The organism is Candidatus Firestonebacteria bacterium RIFOXYD2_FULL_39_29, from assembly GCA_001778375.1.
In the GTDB taxonomy this organism is placed as follows: domain Bacteria; phylum Oederibacteriota; class D2-FULL-39-29; order D2-FULL-39-29; family D2-FULL-39-29; genus D2-FULL-39-29.
This window is the reverse complement of sequence record MFGV01000043.1, coordinates 1-26,571: the sequence shown is the minus strand read 5'-3', so window position 1 is coordinate 26,571 and position 26,571 is coordinate 1. Positions and strand designations below refer to the sequence as shown.

The window sequence follows — 26,571 nt, the reverse complement described above, 5'->3', positions numbered from 1 at the left end:
TTTAGAGGTAAAAGTTCAGATTTTTCAAGAAAGGAGGTTTTGTAACCAAGGATGCTCGCTACTTCTCAAACACAACATTTGACATTAACTCAAGGCTGATTAAATAAAAATAACCCGCCTTCATCACCTACCACAGGTTTTTATATCTCGGCGGTTAAGCCAAGACAGATAAAGACGGGCTCTTTTAACCCGCTTCATACGCTCACCTGTGGTAGGAATTTAAAGTTAAAGCGTATTTATTTAACTATTTTGTCTTTATAATCCTTTTTACACCTTCCCCTTTATCTTCTTTTTAAACTTCTTTCCAATTCTATCATAATAATAATATTTTTTCATGAATAAATTTAAACATCTTGAACACATTCCACTACTTCCCGGATACTCTGCCCTGCATATATTTTTACCACACCAGGCTCACCACAAGCACCAATAATGTTTTTTTCATAAATTCCTCTATTTGGTTTTACCCCTAATCCCTTCTAATTCATAATATGTAACAGAACCATCATTATTTACTATCTCTTTATATTTAGCTTCATAAGAACAGTATCTGGTGTTATTCTTTTTAAAGTATTTTTCCATAAAAACTTTTCCTAGCGCAGATAATTCATTATAGTAATTGCCACATGCTTTTCTATTCCTCCACCAATCTTTTAAAATAAGTTTCTTTCTACCGTGACAGATACAGCACTCATCCTTTACTATGCGTTTCATTCTAAAAATATAATGAGATCCTTTTTTATGATAATGTGCCGGACTTAAATATTTTTCTTCGTAGGCATATCCTAAACCGTTGCAAAAGTTACATTTCATCGCTCCCCCTCAATTCAGCATCTCCGGGTTTCCCGGTATGACTAACTCTAATTTACCATGTACTATAATTTTGGGAGAAAGTTACCAGCAATATCGTTATAACTTAATTCCCAAATCACATCTGCTTTTCTCCATCCGCCTAAAGCCTTATTTTCTTCTCGATTGTAAATTGTGTTATATCTAACAAAATATTGACTAGGCTGATACCACTCATCAGGAATTGGCGCATATTTATTAAGGTATTCAAAATTATCTGCATCTAATCTAAATAAGTAACTATTTGGCAATAATTCGGCTACTCTGTCTATTATTGGAGCCGATGATTCATTTTTCTTTAAATAGCCATCGCCATATAAATAAACAATTATATCTCCATAATAATAGTCGACATTTATATAAAGGAATTTTTCATTATCTATTTCTTTACCCTTTGCAATAGCGTGATAATCAAGATCATAAATACTTATTTCCAAATCTCTGGAAATATATTCGTTATACTTTTCTATTTCCTCCTTAAAAGTAGTCCAGGTTTTAACCTTAATAAATGAATCATTATAATGTTCAATCATAACTCTTATATTTTTAGGAAATTTGTTTTTTAACCTAGCAATGAAATCATCACTAACTTTAGACTTTAGTTTGATGTTATCATAAAATTTATCTTGAAACTCAATCCAAAAAGTAATTACATGTTGAAGGTGAATATTCTCATCATTCTTATTTGCAATATTTCTTACCTTGTAAAATAAGTATATGACTAAAACAATCAGAGCAAATACCAGTATTTCCATGTTTACCCCCTGATGCAGCATCTCCGGGCTTGCCGGTACTACTAACACTAATTTATCTTGTTCTTTCTGTCTCAGTCCATTATTATATCACAACTAATAATCTTATAGGCTATCCCTGTTTGTACCCTCTAGGGGAAAGCACAAGCTAATAACGAATAGCCCACAAGAGATAATTATTTCAGGGCTGCCCGCCGTTCTTCTATTCGGTAACTCAAGGGGTGAAACGAAGACAGCTGAGGAATTGCGAAGGCAGCCCGTTTATTTTATTTTTTCTCTTTTTTTTCACCCTGCAAATAAATTATACAAATTTCTATTGACCAAGTCAAGATTTAAACATAGTTAATTCTGTAGCTGAGACATTAAAGTTAATTTATCATAGCGGGCATACTGAAAGGCAAAGTAATTCAAGGGTAACTTAGTAGAATTATATCTTTTCGGTAATATTTACTTTATGTTTTTTAACAGCCCAATCAGCAATAGTTTTTAAGTTTCCCCTACAAATAGCAACACGAACAGGGGTTATCGTTTGACATGAATACCTTGCATTTCGACTATTATCATATAAATTCTTATAATCATCGTATATTTCCTGAAAGGTTTCCATTACAATAACATTTCTTATTGCATGTTCAGAATCAAAGTGATTTAACGGTTTTGGATGTGTCCTAAAATAGTTTTTCAAGTCTTCCGTATGTTTAAAATTTAAGGTCAAAGTTTTATATATAATTTTCGAGCAATTAAATATAGAGGCTTCGACCACATGTAATGAACTATAAAAACTGACCGTAATAGACCAATCATTGCAAGAACCAGCAAAATTATTAAGAAAACGTATATTGTGATTGGCTTGATTTTCGTGGGCTTTTATGTCAGGCATTCTTACAGTGCGCCTTTATAAAAATAAGGAAAATCGCTATTAAGCAACTCCTTATCTATTTTGCAATCGCGACTGTTAATGATTGAAAGATGACTCATGTAATCATATTCTTCTAACATCATGCGCTCTGTGTTTCCTAAAAGCTTTACTATCTTCATCTCATCTTTAATATCCATATTAACGACAAAGACAATTTTCACCCAAAGATTATCGGTAAATTGAGTTCGTGCTTCTTCTATTTTTATATCGGTAATTTCTTTCTTGCAAGCGTCAATAATATACTGAGTTATTTTTGTAACTTTTTGAACATAGTCTTCAATACGTTTTTTTGCAGAGATCTTAATCTCACTAATTGCTTTTTTATATCCTTCCATTTCCGCGACTTTTATTCTGTATTGAACTAGATCGTTCTTTATCTCTTCAATGCTTTTTGTTTCGGACATTGTAGAAAACCCATAAACACTGCTAGTATTTATAGGGAAATGCGTAAATTCTTTTATTTTTGCTTTTTCTAAGGTTGTCATTTTTCTCCAATGTAACGAATATCTAATAGTATTTGAATATTTTTGGTTTATCTGCCCGCACTTCGCATAGTTAATTATACAAAATACTCAGGGGTATTACAAGCAATTTTTAAATTGCTCTAAAACAATACTTAATATTCAGTTTTCTACCACAAGGAAGCCTTGATAAATTGTGCCAAATCCGTGCCATCTTGAAGTTAAAACCAGTGAAATTGAGTGAAATTCGATTAAGTTAAATATTACTAATTCCTTTGACAACAAAAGACTTTCTTTGTTTTAAAAGAATTTTCAGAAACCCCTAAAACTCATTACAAGTGAGATGCTCTACCGACTGAGCTAAGCCAGCTACTTCATATATTATAGCAAATAAATGAACTAACATTAAAGTTTGAAATATCCGGTAAAAGTGCATAAGCAGGTAACATTACTAAAGGTCTAGAATATCTTCTTCAGGTTTTTGATAAAAGGCGGTTTAACGACTCCGGCTTCCGTAATTATGCCTGCAATTAGTTCGTTAGGCGTAACATCAAAGGCAGGATTAAACACTTTTGTATCATCCGGGGCCGTCTTTACACCTTGAATTTCCGTAACTTCTTTGGATTTTCTCTCTTCAATCGGAATTAATCTTCCGGATTTTAGTTTTAAATCTATAGTTGACTTCGGAGCACAGATAAAGAAAGGTATTCTAAAGTTTTTTGCCAGTACAGCAAGCATATAAGTACCTATTTTATTTGCAGTATCCCCGTTTGCCGTAATTCTGTCAGCACCGGCAATGACACCCTTAACAAAACCTTTTGACATGATATGACATGCCATATTATCTGTAATTAATTTAAACGGTATTCCTGCACGTTTTAACTCCCAGGCGGTCAATCTGGAACCTTGAAGTAATGGTCTTGTCTCACAGGCAACTACACTTATCTTTTTTCCCTGCTTATGTGCCTCATTTAAAACACCAAAAGCAGTGCCTATACCTGCTGTTGCCAGTACTCCGGTATTACAGATCGTCATTATTGTCGAGCCTTTTTTAAAAAGTTTTGCTCCATTTTTTGCCATATGCGCATTAATGGCAATATCCTGCTTTTCAATAAGTTTTGCTTCTTTAATAAGTTCTTTTATTATTTTTTTAACATGCAATTTCTCCAGAGAAACAAGTTTTGCAGTCATCCGATCCAGCGCCCAGAAAAGATTAACGGCAGTCGGACGGCTCCTTCTTAATTCTTCTATAGCATATGCCATTTCTTTATAGAATTTAATCTTATCTTTGGCTTTGGATCTCACAGCGGCTAATGCTACCCCGTAAGCAGCTGCAACACCGATGGCAGGAGCACCGCGGACAGCGAGAGTCTTTATGCAATAGACAACTTGTTTATAATTCCTGCATTGAATATAAACCTCTTTGCCGGGTAATTTCCTTTGATCTATCATCACTACCAGGTTATTTTTCCAGGCAACCGTGGGCAGCATTAGAGTTTCACTTCCTTTACAACCAGACTCATTATTTTCGTGAGTTTCGGTTCAGCTCGGGAAGCGTTACCGATAATTTTTTCTATATTTGCAATTTCCAGATGTCCTGGTATACACATATCTGTAATTACGGAAATACCGAGGACCCTGAACCCGCAATGCCTTGCGACTATAACCTCCGGGACGGTGGACATTCCGACAGCATCGCCACCAATTGCAATTAAGAACTTGTATTCTGCTTCAGTTTCGAGATTCGGACCAATAACCCCGACATAGACTCCTTTGTGAAGTTTTATTTTATTCTCTTTAGCAATCTTTTCCGCAAGTTTCATCAACTCTACATCATAGGTCTGGAACATATCAGGCCATCTTGACCCTATTTTATCATCGTTTGGACCCGCTAAAGGATTGTCTCCGAGCAAAAGGGAGTTATGATCAGAGATCATCATTAATTCTCCGGCCTCATATTCTTTATTCAATCCTCCGGCAGCATTTGAAACCATAAGTATCTTAGCCCCGAGTTCTTTCATAACATATACAGGAAAAGTAACTTCCCTATAAGAATACCCCTCATATCTATGAAAGCGCCCCTGCATGGCTACTACTTTTTTTCCGCCCATTTCCCCCAAAATAAGTTTTCCCGCATGCGCTTCAACTGTAGATAAAGGAAACCCCTTTATATCCTTGTAATTAATCTCTGTTTTATCCGTAATTTCATTTACAAGTCCGCCAAGCCCTGTCCCAAGAATTATTGCTATATCCGGAACCATCCTGGATTGCTTCTTTATAGAAAGAACTGCCTGTTCTATTTTTCTTGATAATTCACTCATGAAATCACACCTCCATAAATATTAATTACTAGTTACTAGTGACTAATGACTATTTAATGAAGGCGGTAAAAAGACTCCGCCATATTTTTCAAAATATTTTGTAAATTATTAGCGGAAGCTATTTCCCGCTTACAATAAATAGTCACTAGTCATTCGTACTTTGTCATTGTTTTTACTTCGTCATTTCTTTCGAACGTTTTTCCGCCGCTTCTACCGCTTTACCGACTATTTCTTTAAATTTCATACTTTCAAAAACTTCGAGCGCTGCAGCAGTTGTACCGCCCGGAGAGGTTACTTTTTCTCTTAAAATGGAAGGTTCTTCGCCTGATTCTAAAATCATCTTTGCTGCGCCCATCAGTGTGTTTGCCACCAGTATTTTTGCTATTGCCTTATCAATTCCGCTCTTTTTTGCAGCTTCAAGCAAGGCTTCTGCGAATAAAAACACATAAGCCGGTCCGCTCCCGCTGATTGATGTTACAGCATCCATAAGTTTTTCCTCTACTTCAATCACTTTGCCTACGGCTGAAAGTATTAATTTGGCTTTCTCAAGATGAGCTTTGGTTGCATTTTTCCCTTTGCAAATTCCTGCCATGCCTGCAAGTACCAGCGCAGGGGTATTAGGCATAACACGGATAACAGGAATCTTCAAATCTGTTTTTTCAAAATAACCTGTAGTTATCCCTGCCATAATAGAAATAACAAAAGAAGCCGGTTTTATTACCGTTAAGGCTTCTCGAACAAAATCGGCATCTTTAGGTTTAACTGCAATGATTATTGCTTCACAGTTACTTATAACAGCCCTGTTAGAGGCGGCAGGTACTACGCCATATTTTTTTTCTAATTCAGCCAGTCGGGGTCTTAAAAGATCACTGACAAGAATATCTGAGGATTCTGCAGTTTTTGACTTCAAGAGACCGGCAATTATAGCCTCTGCCATATTTCCCGCACCGATAAAACCGATTTTCATATATCCCCCACTCTTACTTTGTAATCACACCAATATTTCTGAATTATTTTTACTATTCTGCCATCAGATGATATCGCTGATTCTAAAAACTGACTCCACTGATAACACACAAATAGACCTCTTTTTTATATCCGCGAAATCAACACTTTAATCAGCGCAATCTCTTTCATACCGCCTTTCTATCACCAACTTAATTTATTATCACACCAATATTTCTGAATTATTTTTTCTATTTTGCCAGCAAATGATATCGCTGATTAAAACACTGATTGCGCTGACAGACAAACAGCACATTCAAAATTCCATTCACCTTATTCTTTCATCAGCGAAATCCATTTTGTAATCAGCGTAATCTCTTTCAAGCCGTACTTCTACTCCCAAACAGTGCACTTCCTACCCTTACCATTGTGGCACCTTCTTCTATCGCTACTTCATAGTCCTGACTCATACCCATCGAAAGATGCTTAAAATTCAGACCTTCAGGTATTTGTTTTAATTCATCAAACAATATTTTCATCTTTTTAAAGAATGGTCTTACTTGTTCGGGTGATTCTGTAATCGGGGCAACTGTCATTAAACCTTCAAGCTTTATATTTTTGTATTTTGCCGCTTCCTTAAGAAAAACACCCGTACAATCATATTGCATACCCGCCTTTGATATTTCGCTTCCAATATTTATCTCAATGAGGCAAGGCATAACTTTTCCGGACTTAGCTGCTTCCCTATCTATAGCCTCTGCCAGGCTCAGGCTGTCAACAGAATGTATAATATCAAAAAGTTTTACCGCATCTTTTACTTTATTTGACTGGAGGTGTCCTATCATATGAAAAACAGCTTTTTCTTTGAGGAGTTCAGGGAACTTAATTTTTGCTTCCTGAATTCTATTTTCACCTATATCTGAAATACCAAGAGAGAGCGCTTCATTAACCCTTGGGGCCCCCACCGTTTTAGTGACGGCCACAAGGATGATTTTTTCTTTTCTTCCCGCTCTTAAAGCTGCAGTTTTAATTCTATCTCTTACAAAATTAAGATTTGTCTCTAAAGGACTCATTTAATTTGTGTTTTTGACTCCGGAGATTTACTCTTTTGTCCTTTTGAGTCAGTTGCCTCAATATAATAGTTAAGAGAACCTGCATAGTTAAACCTTCTGGTTTGAGTGTTATAGGAACCTTCTTTTTTGTTGCCGGAGGTTCTGATCATTATTTCCTTCCCAACTTCTGACATTCCGGGACCTTGATAAACAAGCATTACAGTCTTCACTTCTTTATCATCTTTCACTGTCGCTACAATAGTAGTTGCTTTTCCGATTACAGGAGCAACCCCGATAACATTAGTTATAACGGGTTCAGTATCAACCACCTCAAAAGTCTGAGTATCTTCCCCGTATTTACCTGTAGGATTTCCATCATCACCTAACCTGTCCCAGATACTGACAACAGCAGTATATTTTCCGTCTAAAACTGACGGATCTACCTTAAATTCTCCTTTCTTTTCTGAAACACCCAATTTATCTAATTCTATTTTCTCATTAAATATTGTTGATACTTTTTTAGCAGGATCAATAACCTCCAACTTTATAAAATAAGAGTGCCTTAACTCTCCGGAATTGGAAAATTTTGTTTTAATAGAAACAGAATCTCCAAAACCGAACTTTCCCAGGGTCCCGACAAGACTGGCAGAACCACTGATATTGGCCCCTGCTACGGCAAAAACCGAGACTTTTTCTTCATACATTTCTATAAGATTACCCAGGTTATCCATATTGTTATAAGTAGAAACCTTAACTTCATAATTACCCGCAGTACTTTCTAACGGTATTGCATAATCAAAAGTTAATTGACCTGCTTCACCAACTTTAAGAGGAATTATCTTCGCATTTAATTTTACAGTTGCTTTTCCTGCATTAACGGCAACTACTGCAACAGGAAATGTATGATCCGTTTCTCCGGTATTCTTCAAGTCCGCAGTGATCGTAATAGTTTCACCGACCTTTATTTTATTCTTCGAAGAAACAGATACCTTAACTATACTTGCTTTTGTTATTCTTTCAGCAACAGTAAATTCCTGTTGAGACTCGGCCATTTTCATTTTTGTAAGATCATTTGCCGAACCTGCATAGACAATAATATTTATCTTATACTTTCCGTCAGAATCTTTCATCGGGATTAAATACTCGTAAGCTGCTTTTTTTGTCTCATCAACTTTGATTTGAAGTTCTTTCCCTGGAAGGCTTACAACTTTTCCTGAAGCATCCGTAAGAGAAGCCTCTATCGAGAAAAGTTTTTCTATATCACCGGTATTTTTTAAATCAATATCAAAGCCGACAGCTTCTCCCGACTTAAGCTTACCTCTAACCTTAACTGCCTCCACTGATGCTTTAATGACTCTTGCCGATACTTCCACTTCCTGTTCCTGCTCAGCTAATTTCTTTTTTGAATTATCCTTTGATTCTCCGGCAAAAAGGTTAAGAATAATTTTATACTTCCCCGCAGGAGCCTCAAAAGGTATATTATAATCATAGGAAAATATTTTAGACTCCTCTATTTTCAACGAGAAGTCTTTTGTCGGAAGTTGAGCGGATTCACCTTTCGGATTAATTATTGAGCCGTCAACTGAAAAAGGTTTTCCGACCTCTCCCGTATTTTTCGCAACAGCATTAACATTTAAGATTTCTCCGACTTTTTTCGCGCCTTTAATATCTATAAAGTTTATTATCCCGTTAACTATCTTTTCGGCAATAGCAAATTCCTGACCGTTTTCATTAATCATTTCCAGGGATGACGAAAATATTGACTTCTTTGCGGTAACAAAAACATTCGCAGTGTAAAGCCCCGGAATAACAGGTTCGGAAAGCATGCATACAAATTCGACATTCTGTTTAGTCCTCGGTTTAAGCCTGAAAATCTGAGGTTGAAGAGAGGCTTTAACTTCCGTTCCGCTTTTCAATTCAAGATTAACAATATATTCCCTTTCAAGTACAGACAGACTTTCAATTTCCACCTGAACCTTAAACTCGGTATCAAGTTTTTGTTGTCCGATATTTTTCTCATAGGCAATTGTTATGCTGGGCACCATTAAAACATAATCATAAACTATATATCCGATTATGACCAGAGAAAACAACACAACCGGAATTATAATAAGTGCTTTTTTCAGACCCTTTTTCATTTCTCCTCCTTGCGGATATTTTTGAGTTCTTTTCCTGCTTTAAAATAAATGACCTTTCTTGACGGAAGCGGAAGGTCTTCGTTTGTTTTCAAATTACGCGCAATACGCCCGGCTCTCTGCTTTACCATAAAGGTTCCAAAACCACGAAGTTCAAGTTTATTGCCCTTCTGAACATAATCTACTACACTTTCAAGTATTATATCAACTATTTTTTCAGTATCTTTTGCCGACAGTCCGGTTTCTTTTGCTACTTTTTTCACTATATCAGACCTTACCAATCAAATCACCTCTTCTTTTTTCTTTATACAAAGCTTAAATACTTGATTTTATTACTTCAAAGACTTTTTTCAGTACTTTTTCTTTAACTTCTTTCATATTACCTTCAATTACAGCACCCGAAGCTCTTTTATGTCCGCCCCCTCTGAAAGAGACAGCTATTTTATTTACATCAATATCATCTCTTTTTGATCTAAAACTGATTTTCACGCGCCTGTTTTCCAGCTCCGTAAATGATATAGCAACATTAACACCTTTTATGGAACGAGCGTAGTTAATAATACCTTCTGAATCCCCGTACAAAGTTCCTGTTTTCCTGAAAGAATCCTTCATAAGAGTGATCCAGGCAACTCCCCGTTTTTTGTCAGCCTGCAAAGAATTAAGCGCTTTTCCAAGAAGTTGAATTTTCCCAAGAGAAGACACCTCATAGACATTCTGGTAAACTTCAGAAGGATTAACTCCATAATCCATAAGACTGATAACAATTTGATGCGTTTTTTTAGTTGTATTTGAATATGCAAAACTACCGGTGTCGGTAAGAAGCGAAGTGTAGATACAAACAGCAATATCCAGATCAATTTTCACCCCAAGCCCTAAAAGAATACTGTAGACTTGTTCGCCTACAGCTGCGGCTTTATCGTCCACATAATTGTAATCTCCAAAATAATCATTGTTCAAATGATGATCCAGATTTATTATCTTCTTTGACTTAAGAAATACTTTCTTAAGTTTTCCTACTCTATCCAGACCGGGACACTCCAGGGAAACCGCTACATTATAGTTTCCTTTAATAAAATCTATTTCTTTCAAAAGTCCGTTTGTCGGCAGAAATTCATAATTTTCAGGAAAAGGATCACTATTTATAATCGTTACTTTTTTCCCGAGTTTTCTCAAACCAAAAGCAAGCGCAAGTTCCGCGCCTATTCCATCCCCGTCAGGATTAACATGAGTCGCCAGAATGTAATCATCATACTTTTTAAACGCTCTAACTATTTCACGAAGGGAATTATTTTTCATTTTTTTTATCCCCGTCTTCTATTTTTTTAATAATATCAAGGGTTCTTTCGATTTGTTCCAATTGGACGTCTTCTCGAAATTCAATATCAGGCATATACCGGAGGACAACTCTGCCGGCCAGAGAGTGTCTTACTACACCTTTTGCTTTATTAAGCGCTGAAATTGATTTCGCCTTAGCACCTTCAGTCCCGAATATACTGACATACACCGTAGCCTTGCTTGTATCTTTATTAAATTGGACTGCCGTAACGGTAACAAACCCAATATCAGGATTTGTCAGCTCCCTGGTAATTATCATGCTTACTTCTTTTTGAAAAAGTCTTGCAAGTTTCTCGGATCTTAGATGCATTTTTATCCTTGTTGATCGTTACGGGTAGCGGGTACTCCAATGCTTTGGAGAGATCCCGCCATAAGGCGGATTACGAGTTGCGGGTTTTACATTAATGAGATGTTATATATTTTGAAGAACCATCTCCAATCCGCCCTCGGCTATCGAACTATCACCTTATTTTATTCTGTACTAAATAACCGTCCAAACATCCAACCCTCTAACCATCCGCTGTTATCACAGCTTGGCAAATGTTTTTTCGATAATATATGCCTCGAAAATATCTCCGACCTGCATATCCTTAAAATTATCAACAGAAATTCCGCATTCAAAACCTGCGGCTACTTCTTTTACATCATCTTTAAATCTTCGAAGTGAAGTTATTTTCCCCTGTCCTACTACTTCAGAACCCCTTTTAATCCTTACCAGCGACTGTCTGGTGATCTTGCCTTCAGAAACCTGGCTTCCGGCGATAAAGCCGTCCGGTATTTTAATAAGCTGTTTGATCTCCGCTTTGCCAATAACTACTTCTTTAAGTATCGGCTCAAGCAGGCCTTCCATGGCTGCTTTAACCGAATCAGTAATTTCGTAAATAATCCTGAAAAGCTTCAGGTCAACACTTTCTTTTCTAGCAAGGTCTATTACAGCCTGACTGACACTCACAGAAAAGCCAATAACAATAGCATTGGAGGCACTCGCAAGCATTACATCAGATTCATTGATATTTCCGACACCTCTGTGAATTATAGAAACTTTTACTTTTTCATTTCCAAGTTTTTCAAGTGCAGCAGTTAAAGCATCTATAGAACCCTGAACGTCACCTTTTAATATAATCTTCAGATCCTTGAGCTTGCCGTCTTGTATCTCAGTATAAAGACCCTCAAGCGAAATATGCTTCTGCTTTTGAATATTTATTTCGCGCTGTAATTCATTCCTTCTTACACTAACCTGTCTGGCCTCTTTCTCATTTGCCATAACCTGAAAAGTATCTCCGGCGTTCGGGACTCCGTTAGACCCGAGTATTTCAACAGGAGTCGGAGGAATAACTTCTGCAAGCTTATTTCCCTTATCATCCATCATAGCTTTAACTTTCCCATAAAAGAAACCTGCAACAAAAGGATCCCCTACCTTCAAAGTACCTTTCTCAATCAAGACGGTAGTAACCGAACCTTTCCCTTTATCCAGTTTTGCTTCAAGTACAACGCCCTTCGCCATGCCTTCTTTAACAGCTTTAAGCTCCAGCATTTCTGATTCCAGAAGAATCATCGCCAGAAGATTCTCAATACCTTCTTTTTTCTTAGCGGAAACAGGAGCGAATATTGTCTTTCCTCCCCAATCTTCAGGAACAAGGTCATACTTAGACAATTCCTGTTTTAATCTTTCAGGATTTGCGCCGGGTTTATCCATCTTATTCATCGCCACAATTATCGGAACCTTTGCGGCCTTAGCATGATCAATAGCTTCGATAGTTTGAGGCATTACACCATCATCCGCAGCTACCACAAGAATAACAATATCAGTAACGGAAGCACCTCTGGCTCTCATAGCAGTAAAAGCTTCATGTCCCGGAGTATCCAGAAAAACTATCTCGCCTTTTGGAGTTTTTACTTTATATGCCCCGATATGCTGTGTAATTCCTCCCGCTTCGCCTGCTGTAACGTTTGTTTCTCTTATAGCATCAAGTAAAGAAGTTTTACCATGATCCACATGTCCCATCACTGTAACAACAGGCGGACGCCACTCAAGCTTTGAAACATCTACGACTTCTTCTTCCTTTACTTCTTCGTTAAATATAGATACAAACTCAACATCATAATTAAACTCAGCCGCAACCAGAGTGATAGAATCTTTATCGAGTTTCTGGTTGATAGTAACCATCATCCCCATAGACATTATTTTTTTTATCAGCTCAGAAACCGGCACTTTCAATTTATTGGCCAGTTCTGAGACTGTAGTAACTTCTGTAACTTTAAAAATCGGCTTTGGACCTTCAGGAATAACCGGAACAGGGGGTTTTACTTCAACTTCCGGTTTTGGAGCTTCTATAACGACCTCTTCTTCTATTACTTCAGGTTTCTGTTTTACCTCCGCTTCTGCTGCTTTCACCGTTTTTTTTGGTAAAGACTTCATTGCTGCCGCTTTAGCTTCAGATTTAGCTTTAACTGCTGTAGATTTTACTTTTATTGCCACGGTTGTTTTTACGGAGCTTTTCGCCTTTGTTTCCACCGCTTTTACCGGAGTTTTATGCAGAACAGGAACCGGGTTTGAAGTAGAAACAGTTTTCGATGAAACTGCAGAAGGCGATTTAGTCGAGACAGGAACAGTCTTACTAATCGCCTGAGACGGCACTTTTTGTATAACAGATTTTGCCGGAGGAACAGACGGAACCGTTTTGGGTAAGGTTGCTTTTCCACCCGGAACCGGAGCATCTTTCTTCACCGCCGCTTCTCTTATTGCAGCAGCAACTTCTTTAATCTCACTTTCATCAAGCATACTGACCGCTTTTTTTCCTTCATAACCCAACTCTTCGAGTTTTGCCACCAAATCAGCGCTCTTCATTCCAAGTTTTTTAGCTATTTCATGAACTCTAAATTTGCTCATTTGTTTTCGTATTCTCCTGTACTTTTAGCGTCTTGACATGCTCCATTATCTTTTCAGCCGTCTTAGCCGTAAGGCCATTTATCTTCAAGAGAGATTCAATTGTCGCATTTTTGAAATCATCTTTTGTACTAAAACCGTTAGTTTTTAATTTATCCATCACTTTCTTATTCAGCCCCATGAACTCAAAAGGATCTTGTTCTTCTTCTTTTCTTTTATCCTCAATTATCTTTACATTTTCAGCTCCGGAAGCCGCAAAACTGGTTTCACTCCTTACATCTATTTTCCAACCGACAAGTTTGGCAGCAAGCTTCGCGCTCTGTCCGTTTTTACCTATTGCAATCGCAAGCTGATCATCAGGCACCGTAACAACTATCGATTGATCAGTTTCATTCACTAAAATATTAGTTATCTTAGCAGGCCTTAAAGCATTATTAGTAAAAGTTTTAATATCCGAATTCCATTCTACTACATCTATTTTCTCCCCTTTCAGCTCCTTCACCACAGGTTGAATCCGTCCGCCCTTGATACCTACGCAAGCTCCCACGGAATCTATATTTCTATCTTCCGAAAAAACGGCTATTTTTATTCTATATCCAGGATCCCTTGCAATAGCTTTAATCTCTACTTTACCTTCCCCAATTTCCGGAATTTCCATTTCAAAAAGCTTCTTAATAAAATTAGGATGTATTCTGGAAAGCACCACTTGAGGTCCTTTGGAGGTTTTCCTGACTTCGGAAACATAGGCCTTTATTTTATCCCCAATCTGCCAGTTCTCTCTGAAAACCTGTTCTTTTATAGGCACAATACCTTCAGTGTCCCCAAGATCAACCAGAATATTTTTATTTTCTTTTCGAAGAACTATACCGTTTAAAATAGTATTTAATTTTTCTTCGAATTCCGAAAAAATGGCATCCCGTTCTATATCTCTGACTTTCTTTGAGATAACTTGTTTTGTTATTTGCGCAGCAATACGGCCAAATCTATCAAGAGGGACGGGAAAATCCATAAGCCCGCCTACCTCGCCTTCGTATCCCTGACTCCTGGCGTCTTTCAAAGAAACCTCATAATCCGGGTTGGCAACTTTATCCACAACAGTTTTATGATAAGAAACTTTAAACGCACCTGTAACCTCGTCCGTATCCACTTTAATATCATACTGATTGTTGAGTATTTTTCTGGAAGCAGAAGTAAGAGCTTTTGACAGGGTTTCTTTCAATACTTCCATGTTGACTTCCCGCCCCCGCCCTATCTGCTCCAAAGCATCTGAAATGTCTCTGTTCATCATAAATTCCACCCTGCCCTTTTAATTAAACTCCAGTTTACCCTTTTTAATATTTGACACCGGGATTTTTAAGACAATCCCTTTCACTTCAAGTATCACTTTACCGCTGTCTACGCCCAGAATGAGACCCGTGTGATTATTCTTGCCTTCTACCAACTCATTATAATATATATTTGCTTTATACCCTTTGAATCTTATAAAGTCCTTTTCCATTTTCAAGACCCTATCCAGCCCGGGAGAAGAAACTTCCAAATTGTAATGCCCGTGAATCAGCTCTTTCTCTTCAAAAAGAACTCCCAGAACATGGCTTACATCCTGGCAATCTTTGACATTTACTTTAGCTCCCGGTTTATCTATATATACCCGAAGAACAATGCCGTTAAATTCTCTTTTATATTCAAGGTCGTACAATTCGAGCCCCATCGTTTTCAAACAGGGCTCAGCCATTTCTCTGGCTTTCAAAGCTACACTTTCAATATCACTCATAAAAAAGAAAAAGTGGGCAAATCAAACTCTCCCACTCCGGTATTCCTCCCTAAAACATTAAAATGTTTTTTATTTGTAAGTTCTTATCTAACAAGGTAATTATACATAAATAAATGGTTTTTGTCAATCAAAAAACACCTTTTGTGATATTTCATCATTTCTATCATAATAATACTTGTTTTTACTTGACTTTTTTCATTTATATATAAAAATTACGTGAAAAAGCCCAAAACACCTCTATTCCTTTCTGTTATCTTATATTTTTTCTTTTTGTCTCCTTTTCTATTTTCATAATTAATTTTGCTATCCCGGCTGCACATTCATTGGCAACTTTTTCCCCGAGTTTCGCATTTGCTCCTGCCGGATCTCCCATAACACCTACTTTAATATCAGGCCTTTGCTTAAGATACGGGGTAACGTATTTGGAATCAACCGGTTTCTTTATTACAAGGTAGTTATCCTGATGGCTGCGCATCAAATTGGCCAGGTACGGACGGTCCATCACTACTTTCTTTCTTACTAGCTCAGGTTTCCAGTACATCATTAAGGAAGTTTCAATATATGCAGCATGAAAATCATGTTTTTTAAAAGCATTCATCCAGGTTGGAGAAAACTCCCATACAGGAACCAAGGATAGAACAAGGTCCTTCCATTGCGAATTTTTTCTTAAAAGCAGAATAACAGTATCTCTCAAAGCATTTATATTTTCAGTGCCGGCATGCCCCAGAATAAGAATAATATTTTTAAATCCCTGCTCCGCCAGGGAATGGCAGATATCACCGACGACTAAAGACATTGTTTGTGGATTTATATTAATAGTACCAGGCAAAGTTCCGCCTGAAAAAGAATAATTTAAAGAGGGAGCCACAATACTTCCGGTTTTTTGAGCAACCAACTTAGACATTTCATAAGCATTGTGAATATCGGTGCTTAAAGGCAGGTGATACCCATGTTGTTCTACAACTCCTAAGGGTACTAATATAGTTTTAGTTTTTCTTAAAGCTTTCCTTACCTCTTCCACTGTCATGTTTTCCATTAATAAAGAATTACATTCCGGCATTTTATCCTCCCTTTAATTTTTCTAAATACTAATTTCCTGTTAATTTTCCCGGTCTGTTTCTTCCCCAAACATCCAGGATGCGAAATGCCTCTGCGTATGCGGCCCCGCATTGCAGGCCCCTGAATTTTGCCAGGGTATCTATAAGTTCTACAGCTCCCGAATTATGATGTCCTTTAAGCCATTTATGCTGGCTTTTATGACAAAGAAGCATTTTTTTCTTTATATCAATAGTTTTTGTAATATCCACATAAAGAGTCGGGTCGAATTTTATTCCCGCCGCATTGTCCATATAATAGATGGGTATTATCGGCTCATGAGCTTTTGTCCGGGTCTTATAATTTGGTAGAGTAGCCGTGAAAGATGCTTCAAAAATCAGGCGGCTCGTCGCCCTATGGTCTGGCATGTAATCATTTGGAGCATGGGTAATAATTAGATCAGGTTCGGCCTGACGGATTATCTCAACTGCTTTTTTTCTGGCGGTTCTATCAGTATAAAGGTCCAGATCAGAAGCAATACCGGAAAATACTTTTGCACCTATCACTTTCCCTGCTTCAATAGCTTCTTTTTTTCTTGTCATTAAAAGTTCTTTTCTGGAAATACCTTTGCCGCCAAGATCTCCATGGCATAAATGAGCCATAAATATTTTATGGCCGTCTTTTGCATATTTCGCAAGAGTTCCTGCACATAATATTTCTATATCATCAGGATGCGCCCCTACAGCTAAAATATTCATAGAATTTTCTCCTTTTAGTTGGTTTCCGCTATCAGCGGTCCTGCTAATTCTTTCAGGAAAAATAATTTTCCCGGTAAAGTCGGAATATAGCTGCTTGTAATCCATTTTTCAGGCCCGTGTCTTAAAGTCACCCATAAGGATACCCCCTGCCACATCATACCACGTCCCAGGGTCCCGTCACATCCTCCGATTATAGTATCCGCTTTTAAAAATATTCCGGGCCCAATCGTATTGGCAAACGCCGGGACCAGAGTTGTTCTGCTTTTAAAACTAGTTATTGCATTTTGCTCAACAGTTAAAGGATGAAGCTTTGCGCCAAGACGGTGCGTCTGCTCTTTCCATTCTTTTTCTGAAAACTCCGCGGCAAAATGAGGTTCCCAGAATGCAATATGAAATACCCTGCCGATACCGAACACCAGCACCGTTTTTGCGCCTTTTGCTTTCAACTTTTTAATTTTTGCGGCATAAGACGGTAATGTTTTTTTTGTTGCAAAATGGCGCTGTTTTTTCGGTATAGTCAGACCGCCCAGAGGATTATAGAATGCTTTTTCCATGGCGTTTTGAAAAGCGCCGGGATTGCCGGACGGCAAAGTATTCCCGTCTTTATCGCTCCATTCATCCATATTGAAACCGTAAACATGTTTACAGTCAGTTTTCCATTCTTTCAGAAAATACACAGCCCACTTATACATACCCATGGGCCCGACGGGCAGGATCACGGCCAGCTTTCTTTTTTCCTGTTTCGCAAGTTTTATCTGCCAGGCAATCTCAAACCCCATCTTTGTATCAAACTCTTCCAAAGTGTCGCAAGAAACCGGATTAAATTTTTTATTCCACCACGCTTGTCTTTTGGTCACTGATTCCGGCGGATTTTTACAGCAATCATCGATCCTTTTTAAATCCCATCCTTCAGGAAAAAATCTTTCCAGAAGAGATCCGTTTATTGTGTTAAGTAAATTTATATTCACAACACACCTCCCAATATTTTTTTAACTAAAATATTTACCTTTACATTTCTTTTACTGATTTAATTACGGCATCGGCCAGATAATCCAGCTGGCTTTTATCAAAATCATAAAGCGGTAAATGAGTAAAAGTCCGCGAGAATGCTTCTTCCGCATTCGGACAGCTCTTGGCTATCTTTCCGGTGTCATATCCTAACTGCTTCATTATTGAGAATTTATAAAGCGGTGCAAAATGTTGGATCTGAGTTATTCCTTTTTTTGTCAGTTTTTGTTTCAGCATTTGAATATCACCTTTTAAAACAGAAGGATCTATTTTCAACAGATAAAGGTGATGTGTGCTTTTTATTTCGGCTGAATCAAGCTTTGGAATTAACAATCCCCTGACATTTTTAAATATTGAATTCAAATATTCCGCAGCTTTTCTTCTTTTTTCAATGATCTTTTCCAGGCGTTTTAACTGGGCAATTAATCCGACGGCCTGTATTTCCGTGGAAGAAGAATTGCCCGGCGCAAAACAATCCCCTTTCCATCGTAGAGCGGTCACATCATAAAGCCAGTTTTTAATAGGATGCGCTATATCAAAACCGACAAACCTTGCTTTTGGAAATTCCTCTCCGCACTTTAGATTTGTATTTAAGATACCGCCCTCCCCCATAGAAGTAATATTCTTTACTTCATGAAAGCTGAAAGCGCCAAAGTGGCCTATTGTTCCTATTTTCCTGCCTTTGTATTCCCCGCCAAAAGCGTGTGCGGCATCCTCAAGAACGGTTATATTTCTTTTTTTAGCCAGAGCCATAATAGGATCCATATCTGCCGGATACCCGCCTAAATGCACGGGTATTATTAACTTTGTTTTTCTGGTAATTTTCCTGCTGACATCTTCAGGATCCATATTTAAAGTAGAGGAATCAATATCCGCAAGCACCACTTTTGCGCCAATAGCCAGAGGATAGGACATTGTTGCAATAAAAGTTATAGCCGGAACTATTACCTCATCTCCCGGCTTTACACCGGCAAACTTGTTGGCAATCTCAAACCCGGCAGTTGCATTAGTTACAAAAACAGCATGCTTGCATTTTAAGTATTTTTTTACATTTTCTTCCAATTCCTTCACCTTGGTCCCCAGTGAAAGCTTTGTAGCCATGCTTCCGGCAGAGCAAAGTTTTTCAACTTCTTTCTGTATCTTATCCGTCCCTGTCTTGTATTCTTTCGAAGATTGTCCTGCTTTCGGGACCAGGAATTTAACGATATCCATTATGTCGCCGGGAATTATATTTTCACCGACGGCAGCCCATGGAACCCTCGTTTTACCCGTATTGTACCTGAAATCACTGCTTGATATTTTCTTACCCATTTTACACCTCCAGAATTTTTTATTTAAACCACATATACTATACTTTTACTTTTTTACCTGTTTTGGCCGATTCATATAAAGCCGCAACTATCTCCTGGATCCTAAGTCCTTCTTCACCGGAGATCAAAGGTTCCTTATCTTTTTCTATGCAATCTGCAAAATGCTCAATTTCAGATTTATACGTATTTACCGGTACAGGATCTTCTTTTTTTACATTACTGCTGTCGTATATTATTTCTTTTTCCTTTTCCTCCCTTGATTGAGAAGCTTCATAACCGGCATCTTTTGCTGTATAGCTTACTACAACTTTTCCGCCGGCACTCTGTCCGATCGTAAATTCAGATTTTATTGCTCCTTTTAAGCCAAATATCTCCAGAACATTATTAGAAGTGAAATCCTGAACACAAAAAGACGAATCCACCATTGCCAGAGCATTATTCTTGAACTTCATAATAAAAACTGCATTATCTTCTGTTTTATATTTAAACGCAGTATTTGCGGTAAAAGCAGATACTTCTGTTACCTCTCCCATAAGCATTCTAAGCAGATCAATGCAGTGCATCCCCATATCAATTATGGATCCCCCGCCGCCAAGTTTTAAATCCTGCCTCCACGCCCCTTTTATTTCAGGATACCAGCAGGAAAGTTGCGCTCTTGCTAGGACAGGACTGCCTATAATTCCACCATCTATCAACTCCTTTATCTTCTGATGATACGCATGAAATCTCATTAAAAATCCTACCATAAGTTTAACCTTATTTTTTTTGCACTCATTTATCATTACCTTACATTCTGACGGATTCATGGCCATTGGTTTTTCTACAAATACGTGCTTTCCCGCCTTCGCTGCTTTAATCGTTAATTCTGCATGTAAATAAGTCGGAGCAGCAATGTACACAGCCTGGACATCTTTATCATTTATCAGATCTTCTTCTTTTGTATAGTACTTTTTGACCTTAAACTGTTTGGCTGTTTCTTTAACTGCCTCCTTCTGTACATCCATAAGCGCAACCAATTTAACATTTTTTGCCTTTAATATTCCTTCCGGAATAGTTCTTCTTTTGGCTATTCCGCAGGCGCCAATCACTCCCATTTTAATCATATTTTACACCTCCAATTCGAATATGTTTCTTAAAACCAGAGCAGAAGCTCCGAGCACACCGGCATCGTCACCCAACTCTGAATTTACTATTTTTAAGCCTTTTAAAGAACCTGAATATGAATATTTTTCTACAGCATCCTTCATCGGTTTTAATAAAACACTTCCGGACTTTGATAACTTGCCGCCCACGACAACTATATCCGGATTTAATATATTTATAATGTGGGAAATTGCAAGACCCAGATATTTGCCGCTTTCGGACACAATCCTTTTTGCTGTTGCATCGCCGGAATAAGCTCGAGTGAGCACATCTTTTGCCGTCAAACGGCTGAGACCGTTCAACCCGGATCTTCTTTTATATTCACGGGCAATTGCCATTCCTGAAGAAACAGTCTCAAGACATCCGCTGCTTCCGCACCCGCACGGTTTACCGTTTAACTCGACTTTTATATGTCCGATCTCTCCTATACTGTTTGTAGCTCCAGACTGCAGTTCTGAATTATTCACTATACCGCAGCCTATGCCGTAACCTATATCTAAGAATATAAAATCTTTTATGTTTTTACATTTCCCGTACCACATCTCCCCCAAAGCCATAACTCTTGAGCAGTCCTCAAAATATACAGGAAGATCAAATTTATTACTTAATATATTTCTCACCGGTACATTTTTCCATTTTGGCAGGTTAGCCGCATGCACAGAAACACCTTTTTTCCTGTCAAATAAACCCGGTAAACCCATTCCTATTCCACGTATATATTTTTTCTTTGTATTTCTCGAACATTTCTCTATTAGAAATATAATTTTTTTTATTACAGACTCTTTTGATTCGTTTAAGCTAACCTCACACTCATCTTTATATAGAACGCTGCCTCTCATATCGACCATAGCGCAGGTAACATGGGTAGCTCCAAGATCCACGCCTATGCAGAAATTAGAAGAAGTTTTTATGGACAATTTTTCAGAAGGCCTGCCGCCGCTTGACTCATTAAACCCTTTCTCTTCGATCAAATCCTGTTTAAACAAGACCCTTACAATGTTAGTAATTGTTTTAGCATCTAACTTTGTCATTCTGGAAAGTTCTATTCTGGAAATAGAGATATTCTCTCTTAAGAGATTAAGTATCTTAAGCGTATTTATCCTGTTCATCAACCTGTGACTTCCCATCGTGTTCTTTATTATATTCATCTTTGCTAATCCTCTAAGATCAGACACGTTACTTATTGGAAGATTTCTAATAAGTAGTATATATGTTTTACTTTTATCTGTCAACAATAAATTAAATCATATTTTCAGAAAAAAATAACAATTCGCACTTAATATACGGGTTTTCCGGTAATCAGAGGGAAAAACGGGTTCTATAAAAAAAGGCCGGACACCCTCCGGCCTTTCTGAAAGCTTTAACTTATAACTTCAAAACTTACACTATTTCAACCTTTTTCGCGCCATTCCTGGATTTTACAACTTCACCTATAACAACAGGACCGGCCTTACCGGCTCTTAGTATTTTCATAGCCTTTTTAAGGTCTTTTTCAGCAACAAAAACACACATACCTATTCCCATATTGAAAGTACGATACATCTCAGAATCCTCGAGATTGCCAAGCTCTGCCATCATCGTAAATATCGGAAGAGGCTTCCATGATTTTTTTTCTATAACAACACTCACACCTTCCGGAAGAATTCTAGGAATATTATCCGTAAAACCCCCGCCGGTAATATGAGCCAGCCCCTTAACGTCAATACTGTCAATAAGCTTAAAAACAGACTTTGTATAGGATTTATGCGGTGCCAGAAGTGCCTTACCTACCGTTGTTTTAAGTTTCTTTACGTATGTTTTTGCTTTTAATCCTGCTTTATCAAAAAATAATTTTCTCGCTAGTGTGTACCCGTTGGTATGAAGCCCGGTGGATTTAAGTCCTATTATTTTATCTCCTGCTTTAATATTCCTGCCGTCTATAATTTTATCCTTTTCGACAACGCCAACTACGAGTCCTACAAAATCAAAATCATTACCTTTGTATACATCCGGCATTTGAGCAGTTTCACCGCCGATAAGCGCGCATTTTTCCGCTTTACAGGCAGTAACCAGACCTTTAACGATCTCACCTACTACTTTTGGCGTAGTCTTTGCCATTGCAATATAATCCAGAAAGAATAGAGGCCTGGCTCCGTGCACCAGAATATCATCAGCGCAGTGATTGATAAGATCTATTCCAACGGTATCAAATTTATTCATCATAGAAGCAACTTTTAGTTTAGTACCGACACCATCTACACTGGAGATAAAAACAGGATTTTTATATTTAAGATGTTCCAGAGAGAAAAAACCTCCGAACTTTCCAATCTCGGAAAGAACTCCGGGAGTAAAGGTGGCCTTGACCATGGATTTTATCTTTTGTTTTGCCTCATCCGCAATATCTATGTTCACACCCGCCCTGGCATAATCAAATCTTTTTTTCATATTCTACCTTTCGAACCCCATTTTCTCAGGTTCGGCGTTAAATTCTACGGGATACTCCCCGCAAAAACATGCTAGGCAGTAATCCTCTTTCTTTCCGCCTACAGCCTTTACAAGACCGTCAATACTTAGGTAAGAAAGAGACTCCACCTTTAGATATTTTTTTATTTCCTCAACTGTATGTGAAGCCGCAATTAACTCAGCGCGCGTAGCTGTATCCACGCCATAAAAACAAGGATGGGTGATCGGAGGACTACTAATCCTCCAATGAATATCTTTTGCCCCGACCCTGCGGAGCATCTTCACAAGCTTTCTGCTGGTTGTGCCCCTTACAATAGAATCATCAATTACCACAAGATCTTTCCCGTTAAGTATCTCTTTTACCGGATTATATTTAATTTTTGCGCCAAAATCCCTTATCGATTGACTGGGCTCTATAAAAGTTCGGCCTATATAATGATTACGAATAATACCCATCTCATAAGGTATTTTACTTTCTAAAGCATATCCTGTCGCAGAAGAATTCGCAGAGTCAGGAACAGGGATTACATAATCTGCTTTAACAATATTTTCTTTTGCAAGTTCAGCACCCAGGGCTTTCCTGGCTTTTTGAACACTCTGTCCGAAGATATAACTGTCAGGTCTTGAAAAATATATAAATTCAAAGATACATTTTTTTTGCTTGGCAGGTTTAAAAGGTTTAAGGGATTCTACACCTTTTTCACTGATAATTATCATCTCACCGGGTTCAAGAGTTCTAATATATTCCGCATCTATTATATCAAAAGCGCAGGTTTCAGAAGCCAGGACATAGCCTCCGTCTTTTTTTCCAAGACTTATCGGCCTGAAATTCCAGGGATCAACGACACCTACAAGTTCATTTTCTGTAAGAACAACAAGGGAAAAAGCACCTTTAACTTTTTTTAATGCATCAATCAGCATTTCACGAAAACCGTTCTTCTTTGAATGAGCAAGAAGATGAATTATTACTTCTGTATCCGTAGTAGATGAGAAGATAGAACCGTTTGCTTCCAGTTCCGCGCGTACCATATCGGCATTGACCAGATTGCCGTTATGAGCCATCGCTAATTGGCCTCTTGAATAGGAGACAGTTAAAGGCTGTGCATTTTTTATTGAAGAGGTACCTGTGGTAGAATAACGGCAATGCCCTATAGCCGCTCTTCCGGGAATTTTATCGAAAATATCAGGAGTGAAATTATCGGCGACTAAACCCATTCTAACATATGAATATATCTTTGCTCCATCCGAAGAAGCAATACCGGCACTTTCCTGCCCTCTATGCTGAAGAGCATAAAGCCCTAAATAAGCAAGCTTTGAAGCTTCTTCAACATTATAAATCCCAAATACTCCGCACATAAAGCTATAATACCACTTTTAGCTTTCAAAAACAATCTGAAAATATATTATAATAAATATAGATTTTGAATTTCTTCTCAATCAAAATACTTATTTTATCAATGCGCACTTACCCACTTTTTTACTGCCATCCGGAGCCATAATAACATACAAATAAACACCCCGAGCTACTAATTCATTTGCATCATTTTTTCCATCCCACTCTATCCATCCCAAATTACCAAGGTCTAATTCTCTTAATTCTCGTATCTTCTCACCCGCTATGTTATATATCGTTGCTGTGCAGTCTATGGGCAAATTGATTATTTTCATTTTGCCGTCTGCTCCGGCGTTAGGTCTATACGGGTTTGGATATGCTATCACATTGCTTAAATCCGTTGATATATAAGTCCCGAGCACCCTGTATGAACTAAAATGCTTTACTTTTACTTTAACTCTTCCGTTCTCCACTGCTTGCGCGCCTTCCACTAGTTCATACTTCCCGGTTACCTCGTTGTAGCCGAATATCCTTAAGTTCTTTTCTTCTATGTTTCCTATCTCCGACTTCTTGTACGGGATCCATATTGTCACAGGCTGTTTAAATTTTACACTTTTAAATCTCCACGGATCACTCAGCATATCCAGTTCACCAAAATCCCTTCCTATAGGTACAGTTGTATTCCTAAATTTGTAACCCAGCTTCACATCACTAAGACTTTCTGTCACTCCAAATCCCAGCGTTACATTACTTTCCATTGCTCCTTGCGGGATAGATACACAAGTCCCGTCCGCTGTCTCAATATTCCCTCCGGAAATATAGTTTATCACTGCTCCTGCGTACACCTTTACCTCTATACTCCCTTTCGTTATTCCTGTCACTTCATTATCATTTACTTCTATTGTCTGAGCCCCTGCGCTCTTAAATACAACATTCATTACATTTACTCCCGAATCACTCGAGGTAAAGGTGTAATTTGATACAAATGTTGAACTCGTATCAGTACTACTTAATCCAATAAGATCCAAATATCCGGTCGCCGTCGTATCATCCTGTTTCATCGCTTTTATAGTTATATTTAAACTTGTCCCCGCTATCACATTTACCGGCCCTTCCACTTTTAAGTACTTTGCTGATACTAATTTTATTGTACTCGTCACTGTCGCAGTATTTCCCGCGTTATCTTTATACTTTGCATACACGGTCTTATTTCCATCCGCGCTGTCTAAAGACCACACTTTATTTACAGCATAATCTTCCTCGCCGTTCCACGTGCTTCCGTTATTACTAAAGTCCATCTTTAATATTCCGCTCAGGTCATCAGTTGCATTCATACTTAGTGTCACTGTCGTTGATTTTGTATATGCCGCTGAATTATTTATTGCTATTGTCCCGGCCGGCGCTGTTGTATCCAATATTATTGTACTGCTCATCTCCGTGCTTGACCAGTTCCCTGTATTATCTTTATACTGTACATACACTTTCTTTGTTCCGTCACCTACAGGGAGATTATAGCTCTTACTTGTACTGTATGCTTCCGCTGTTGTCCAATCCGTTCCATTACTGCTAAACCTCATCTCCGCTATTCCGCTTGCATCTGAGGCAGTTAACGTTAAATACCCCGCCTGACTGTTTGTATATGCAACTCCTCCATTTATTATCAAGCTTCCTTCCGGCGCTGTTGCATCCAGTGTTATTGTGTGATTTATTGTTATCGACGATAAATTCCCAACAACGTCCTTATACCTCACGTATACTGTTTTTACTCCTTCCATGCTATCTAAGCTCCATACTTTATTTGCTGCTGTATTTTCCTCAGCAGACCAACCTGCTCCATCATTGCTGAACTGCATCTTACTTACTCCGCTTAATACATCTGAGTATGTTAATTGCAGCGTAACTGTTGTTGTTTGCGTATATTCTGCGCTGCTATTTATATTTACCGTTCCAACAGGTCCTGTCGTATCCAGGGTTATCGTATCACTTATTACAGCACTGGACCAGTTTCCGGGAGTATCCTTGTACTGGACGTACACTGTCTTTACTCCGTCTCCGGCAAGCAATGTATATGCTCTTGTTCCTGTATATGCCTCAGCGCTTCCAAAACTGCTTCCA

The 26,571-nt window shown here is 38.0% G+C and carries 23 protein-coding genes and 1 pseudogene; all 24 read right to left on the bottom strand.

Annotation, left to right across the window (positions count from 1 at the left end; translation table 11 throughout):
* Nucleotides 1-453: 453 nt before the first annotated feature.
* Nucleotides 454-813 carry a hypothetical protein gene (locus A2536_11200; GenBank protein ID OGF46531.1) on the bottom strand — a complete coding sequence of 120 codons (360 nt, stop codon included), beginning with the start codon at nt 811-813 and terminating at the stop codon, nt 454-456.
* 62 nt (nt 814-875) lie between these two features.
* Nucleotides 876-1,604, bottom strand: a complete 729-nt coding sequence (locus tag A2536_11195; GenBank protein ID OGF46530.1) for a hypothetical protein — start codon at nt 1,602-1,604, stop codon at nt 876-878.
* A 424-nt stretch (nt 1,605-2,028) separates the two neighbouring features.
* Nucleotides 2,029-2,481 carry a hypothetical protein gene (locus A2536_11190; protein OGF46529.1) on the bottom strand — a complete coding sequence of 151 codons (453 nt, stop codon included), beginning with the start codon at nt 2,479-2,481 and terminating at the stop codon, nt 2,029-2,031.
* 2 nt (nt 2,482-2,483) lie between these two features.
* On the bottom strand, nt 2,484-3,005 hold the full coding sequence (locus tag A2536_11185; GenBank protein ID OGF46528.1) for a hypothetical protein: 522 nt from the start codon (nt 3,003-3,005) through the stop codon (nt 2,484-2,486).
* 435 nt (nt 3,006-3,440) lie between these two features.
* Nucleotides 3,441-4,472 carry an S-methyl-5-thioribose-1-phosphate isomerase gene (locus A2536_11180; protein OGF46527.1) on the bottom strand — a complete coding sequence of 344 codons (1,032 nt, stop codon included), beginning with the start codon at nt 4,470-4,472 and terminating at the stop codon, nt 3,441-3,443.
* Nucleotides 4,472-5,302, bottom strand: a complete 831-nt coding sequence (locus tag A2536_11175) for a purine-nucleoside phosphorylase (GenBank protein ID OGF46526.1) — start codon at nt 5,300-5,302, stop codon at nt 4,472-4,474. The genes A2536_11180 and A2536_11175 overlap by 1 nt, the downstream gene beginning before the upstream one ends.
* 172 nt (nt 5,303-5,474) lie before the next feature.
* Entirely contained in the window at nt 5,475-6,269 is a 795-nt protein-coding gene (locus A2536_11170; GenBank protein ID OGF46525.1) for a pyrroline-5-carboxylate reductase, read from the bottom strand.
* A 358-nt stretch (nt 6,270-6,627) separates the two neighbouring features.
* Nucleotides 6,628-7,320 (bottom strand): YggS family pyridoxal phosphate enzyme, encoded by a 693-nt coding sequence (locus tag A2536_11165; protein OGF46524.1) that lies wholly within the window; start codon nt 7,318-7,320, stop codon nt 6,628-6,630.
* On the bottom strand, nt 7,317-9,437 hold the full coding sequence (locus tag A2536_11160) for a hypothetical protein (protein ID OGF46523.1): 2,121 nt from the start codon (nt 9,435-9,437) through the stop codon (nt 7,317-7,319). The genes A2536_11165 and A2536_11160 overlap by 4 nt, the downstream gene beginning before the upstream one ends.
* A complete protein-coding gene (locus A2536_11155; protein ID OGF46522.1) occupies nt 9,434-9,715 on the bottom strand; it encodes a hypothetical protein in 282 nt (93 codons plus the stop codon). The genes A2536_11160 and A2536_11155 overlap by 4 nt, the downstream gene beginning before the upstream one ends.
* Before the next feature lie 34 nt (nt 9,716-9,749).
* Complete coding sequence (locus tag A2536_11150) at nt 9,750-10,730, bottom strand: hypothetical protein (GenBank protein OGF46521.1); 981 nt, start codon at nt 10,728-10,730, stop codon at nt 9,750-9,752.
* Nucleotides 10,720-11,079, bottom strand: a complete 360-nt coding sequence (locus tag A2536_11145) for a ribosome-binding factor A (GenBank protein ID OGF46520.1) — start codon at nt 11,077-11,079, stop codon at nt 10,720-10,722. The genes A2536_11150 and A2536_11145 overlap by 11 nt, the downstream gene beginning before the upstream one ends.
* Nucleotides 11,080-11,295: 216 nt before the next feature.
* Nucleotides 11,296-13,659 carry a hypothetical protein gene (locus A2536_11140; protein ID OGF46519.1) on the bottom strand — a complete coding sequence of 788 codons (2,364 nt, stop codon included), beginning with the start codon at nt 13,657-13,659 and terminating at the stop codon, nt 11,296-11,298.
* Entirely contained in the window at nt 13,646-14,941 is a 1,296-nt protein-coding gene (locus A2536_11135) for a transcription termination factor NusA (GenBank protein ID OGF46533.1), read from the bottom strand. The genes A2536_11140 and A2536_11135 overlap by 14 nt, the downstream gene beginning before the upstream one ends.
* A 21-nt stretch (nt 14,942-14,962) precedes the next feature.
* A complete protein-coding gene (locus tag A2536_11130; protein ID OGF46518.1) occupies nt 14,963-15,427 on the bottom strand; it encodes a hypothetical protein in 465 nt (154 codons plus the stop codon).
* A gap of 250 nt (nt 15,428-15,677) precedes the next feature.
* Nucleotides 15,678-16,487 (bottom strand): hypothetical protein, encoded by an 810-nt coding sequence (locus A2536_11125; protein ID OGF46517.1) that lies wholly within the window; start codon nt 16,485-16,487, stop codon nt 15,678-15,680.
* 28 nt (nt 16,488-16,515) lie between these two features.
* Nucleotides 16,516-17,220 (bottom strand): hypothetical protein, encoded by a 705-nt coding sequence (locus tag A2536_11120; protein ID OGF46516.1) that lies wholly within the window; start codon nt 17,218-17,220, stop codon nt 16,516-16,518.
* Between the two features lie 14 nt (nt 17,221-17,234).
* Nucleotides 17,235-18,182 (bottom strand): glucosamine-6-phosphate isomerase, encoded by a 948-nt coding sequence (locus A2536_11115; GenBank protein ID OGF46532.1) that lies wholly within the window; start codon nt 18,180-18,182, stop codon nt 17,235-17,237.
* Nucleotides 18,183-18,228: 46 nt separating this feature from the next.
* Nucleotides 18,229-19,539 carry a hypothetical protein gene (locus tag A2536_11110; protein OGF46515.1) on the bottom strand — a complete coding sequence of 437 codons (1,311 nt, stop codon included), beginning with the start codon at nt 19,537-19,539 and terminating at the stop codon, nt 18,229-18,231.
* A 37-nt stretch (nt 19,540-19,576) separates the two neighbouring features.
* Complete coding sequence (locus A2536_11105) at nt 19,577-20,641, bottom strand: hypothetical protein (GenBank protein ID OGF46514.1); 1,065 nt, start codon at nt 20,639-20,641, stop codon at nt 19,577-19,579.
* Nucleotides 20,642-20,644: 3 nt separating this feature from the next.
* Complete coding sequence (locus A2536_11100; GenBank protein ID OGF46513.1) at nt 20,645-21,829, bottom strand: hypothetical protein; 1,185 nt, start codon at nt 21,827-21,829, stop codon at nt 20,645-20,647.
* 232 nt (nt 21,830-22,061) lie between these two features.
* On the bottom strand, nt 22,062-23,105 hold the full coding sequence (locus tag A2536_11095; protein ID OGF46512.1) for a phosphoribosylformylglycinamidine cyclo-ligase: 1,044 nt from the start codon (nt 23,103-23,105) through the stop codon (nt 22,062-22,064).
* A gap of 3 nt (nt 23,106-23,108) precedes the next feature.
* Nucleotides 23,109-24,479 carry an amidophosphoribosyltransferase gene (locus tag A2536_11090; GenBank protein ID OGF46511.1) on the bottom strand — a complete coding sequence of 457 codons (1,371 nt, stop codon included), beginning with the start codon at nt 24,477-24,479 and terminating at the stop codon, nt 23,109-23,111.
* Nucleotides 24,480-24,569: 90 nt separating this feature from the next.
* A pseudogene (locus A2536_11085) lies at nt 24,570-26,571 on the bottom strand (hypothetical protein).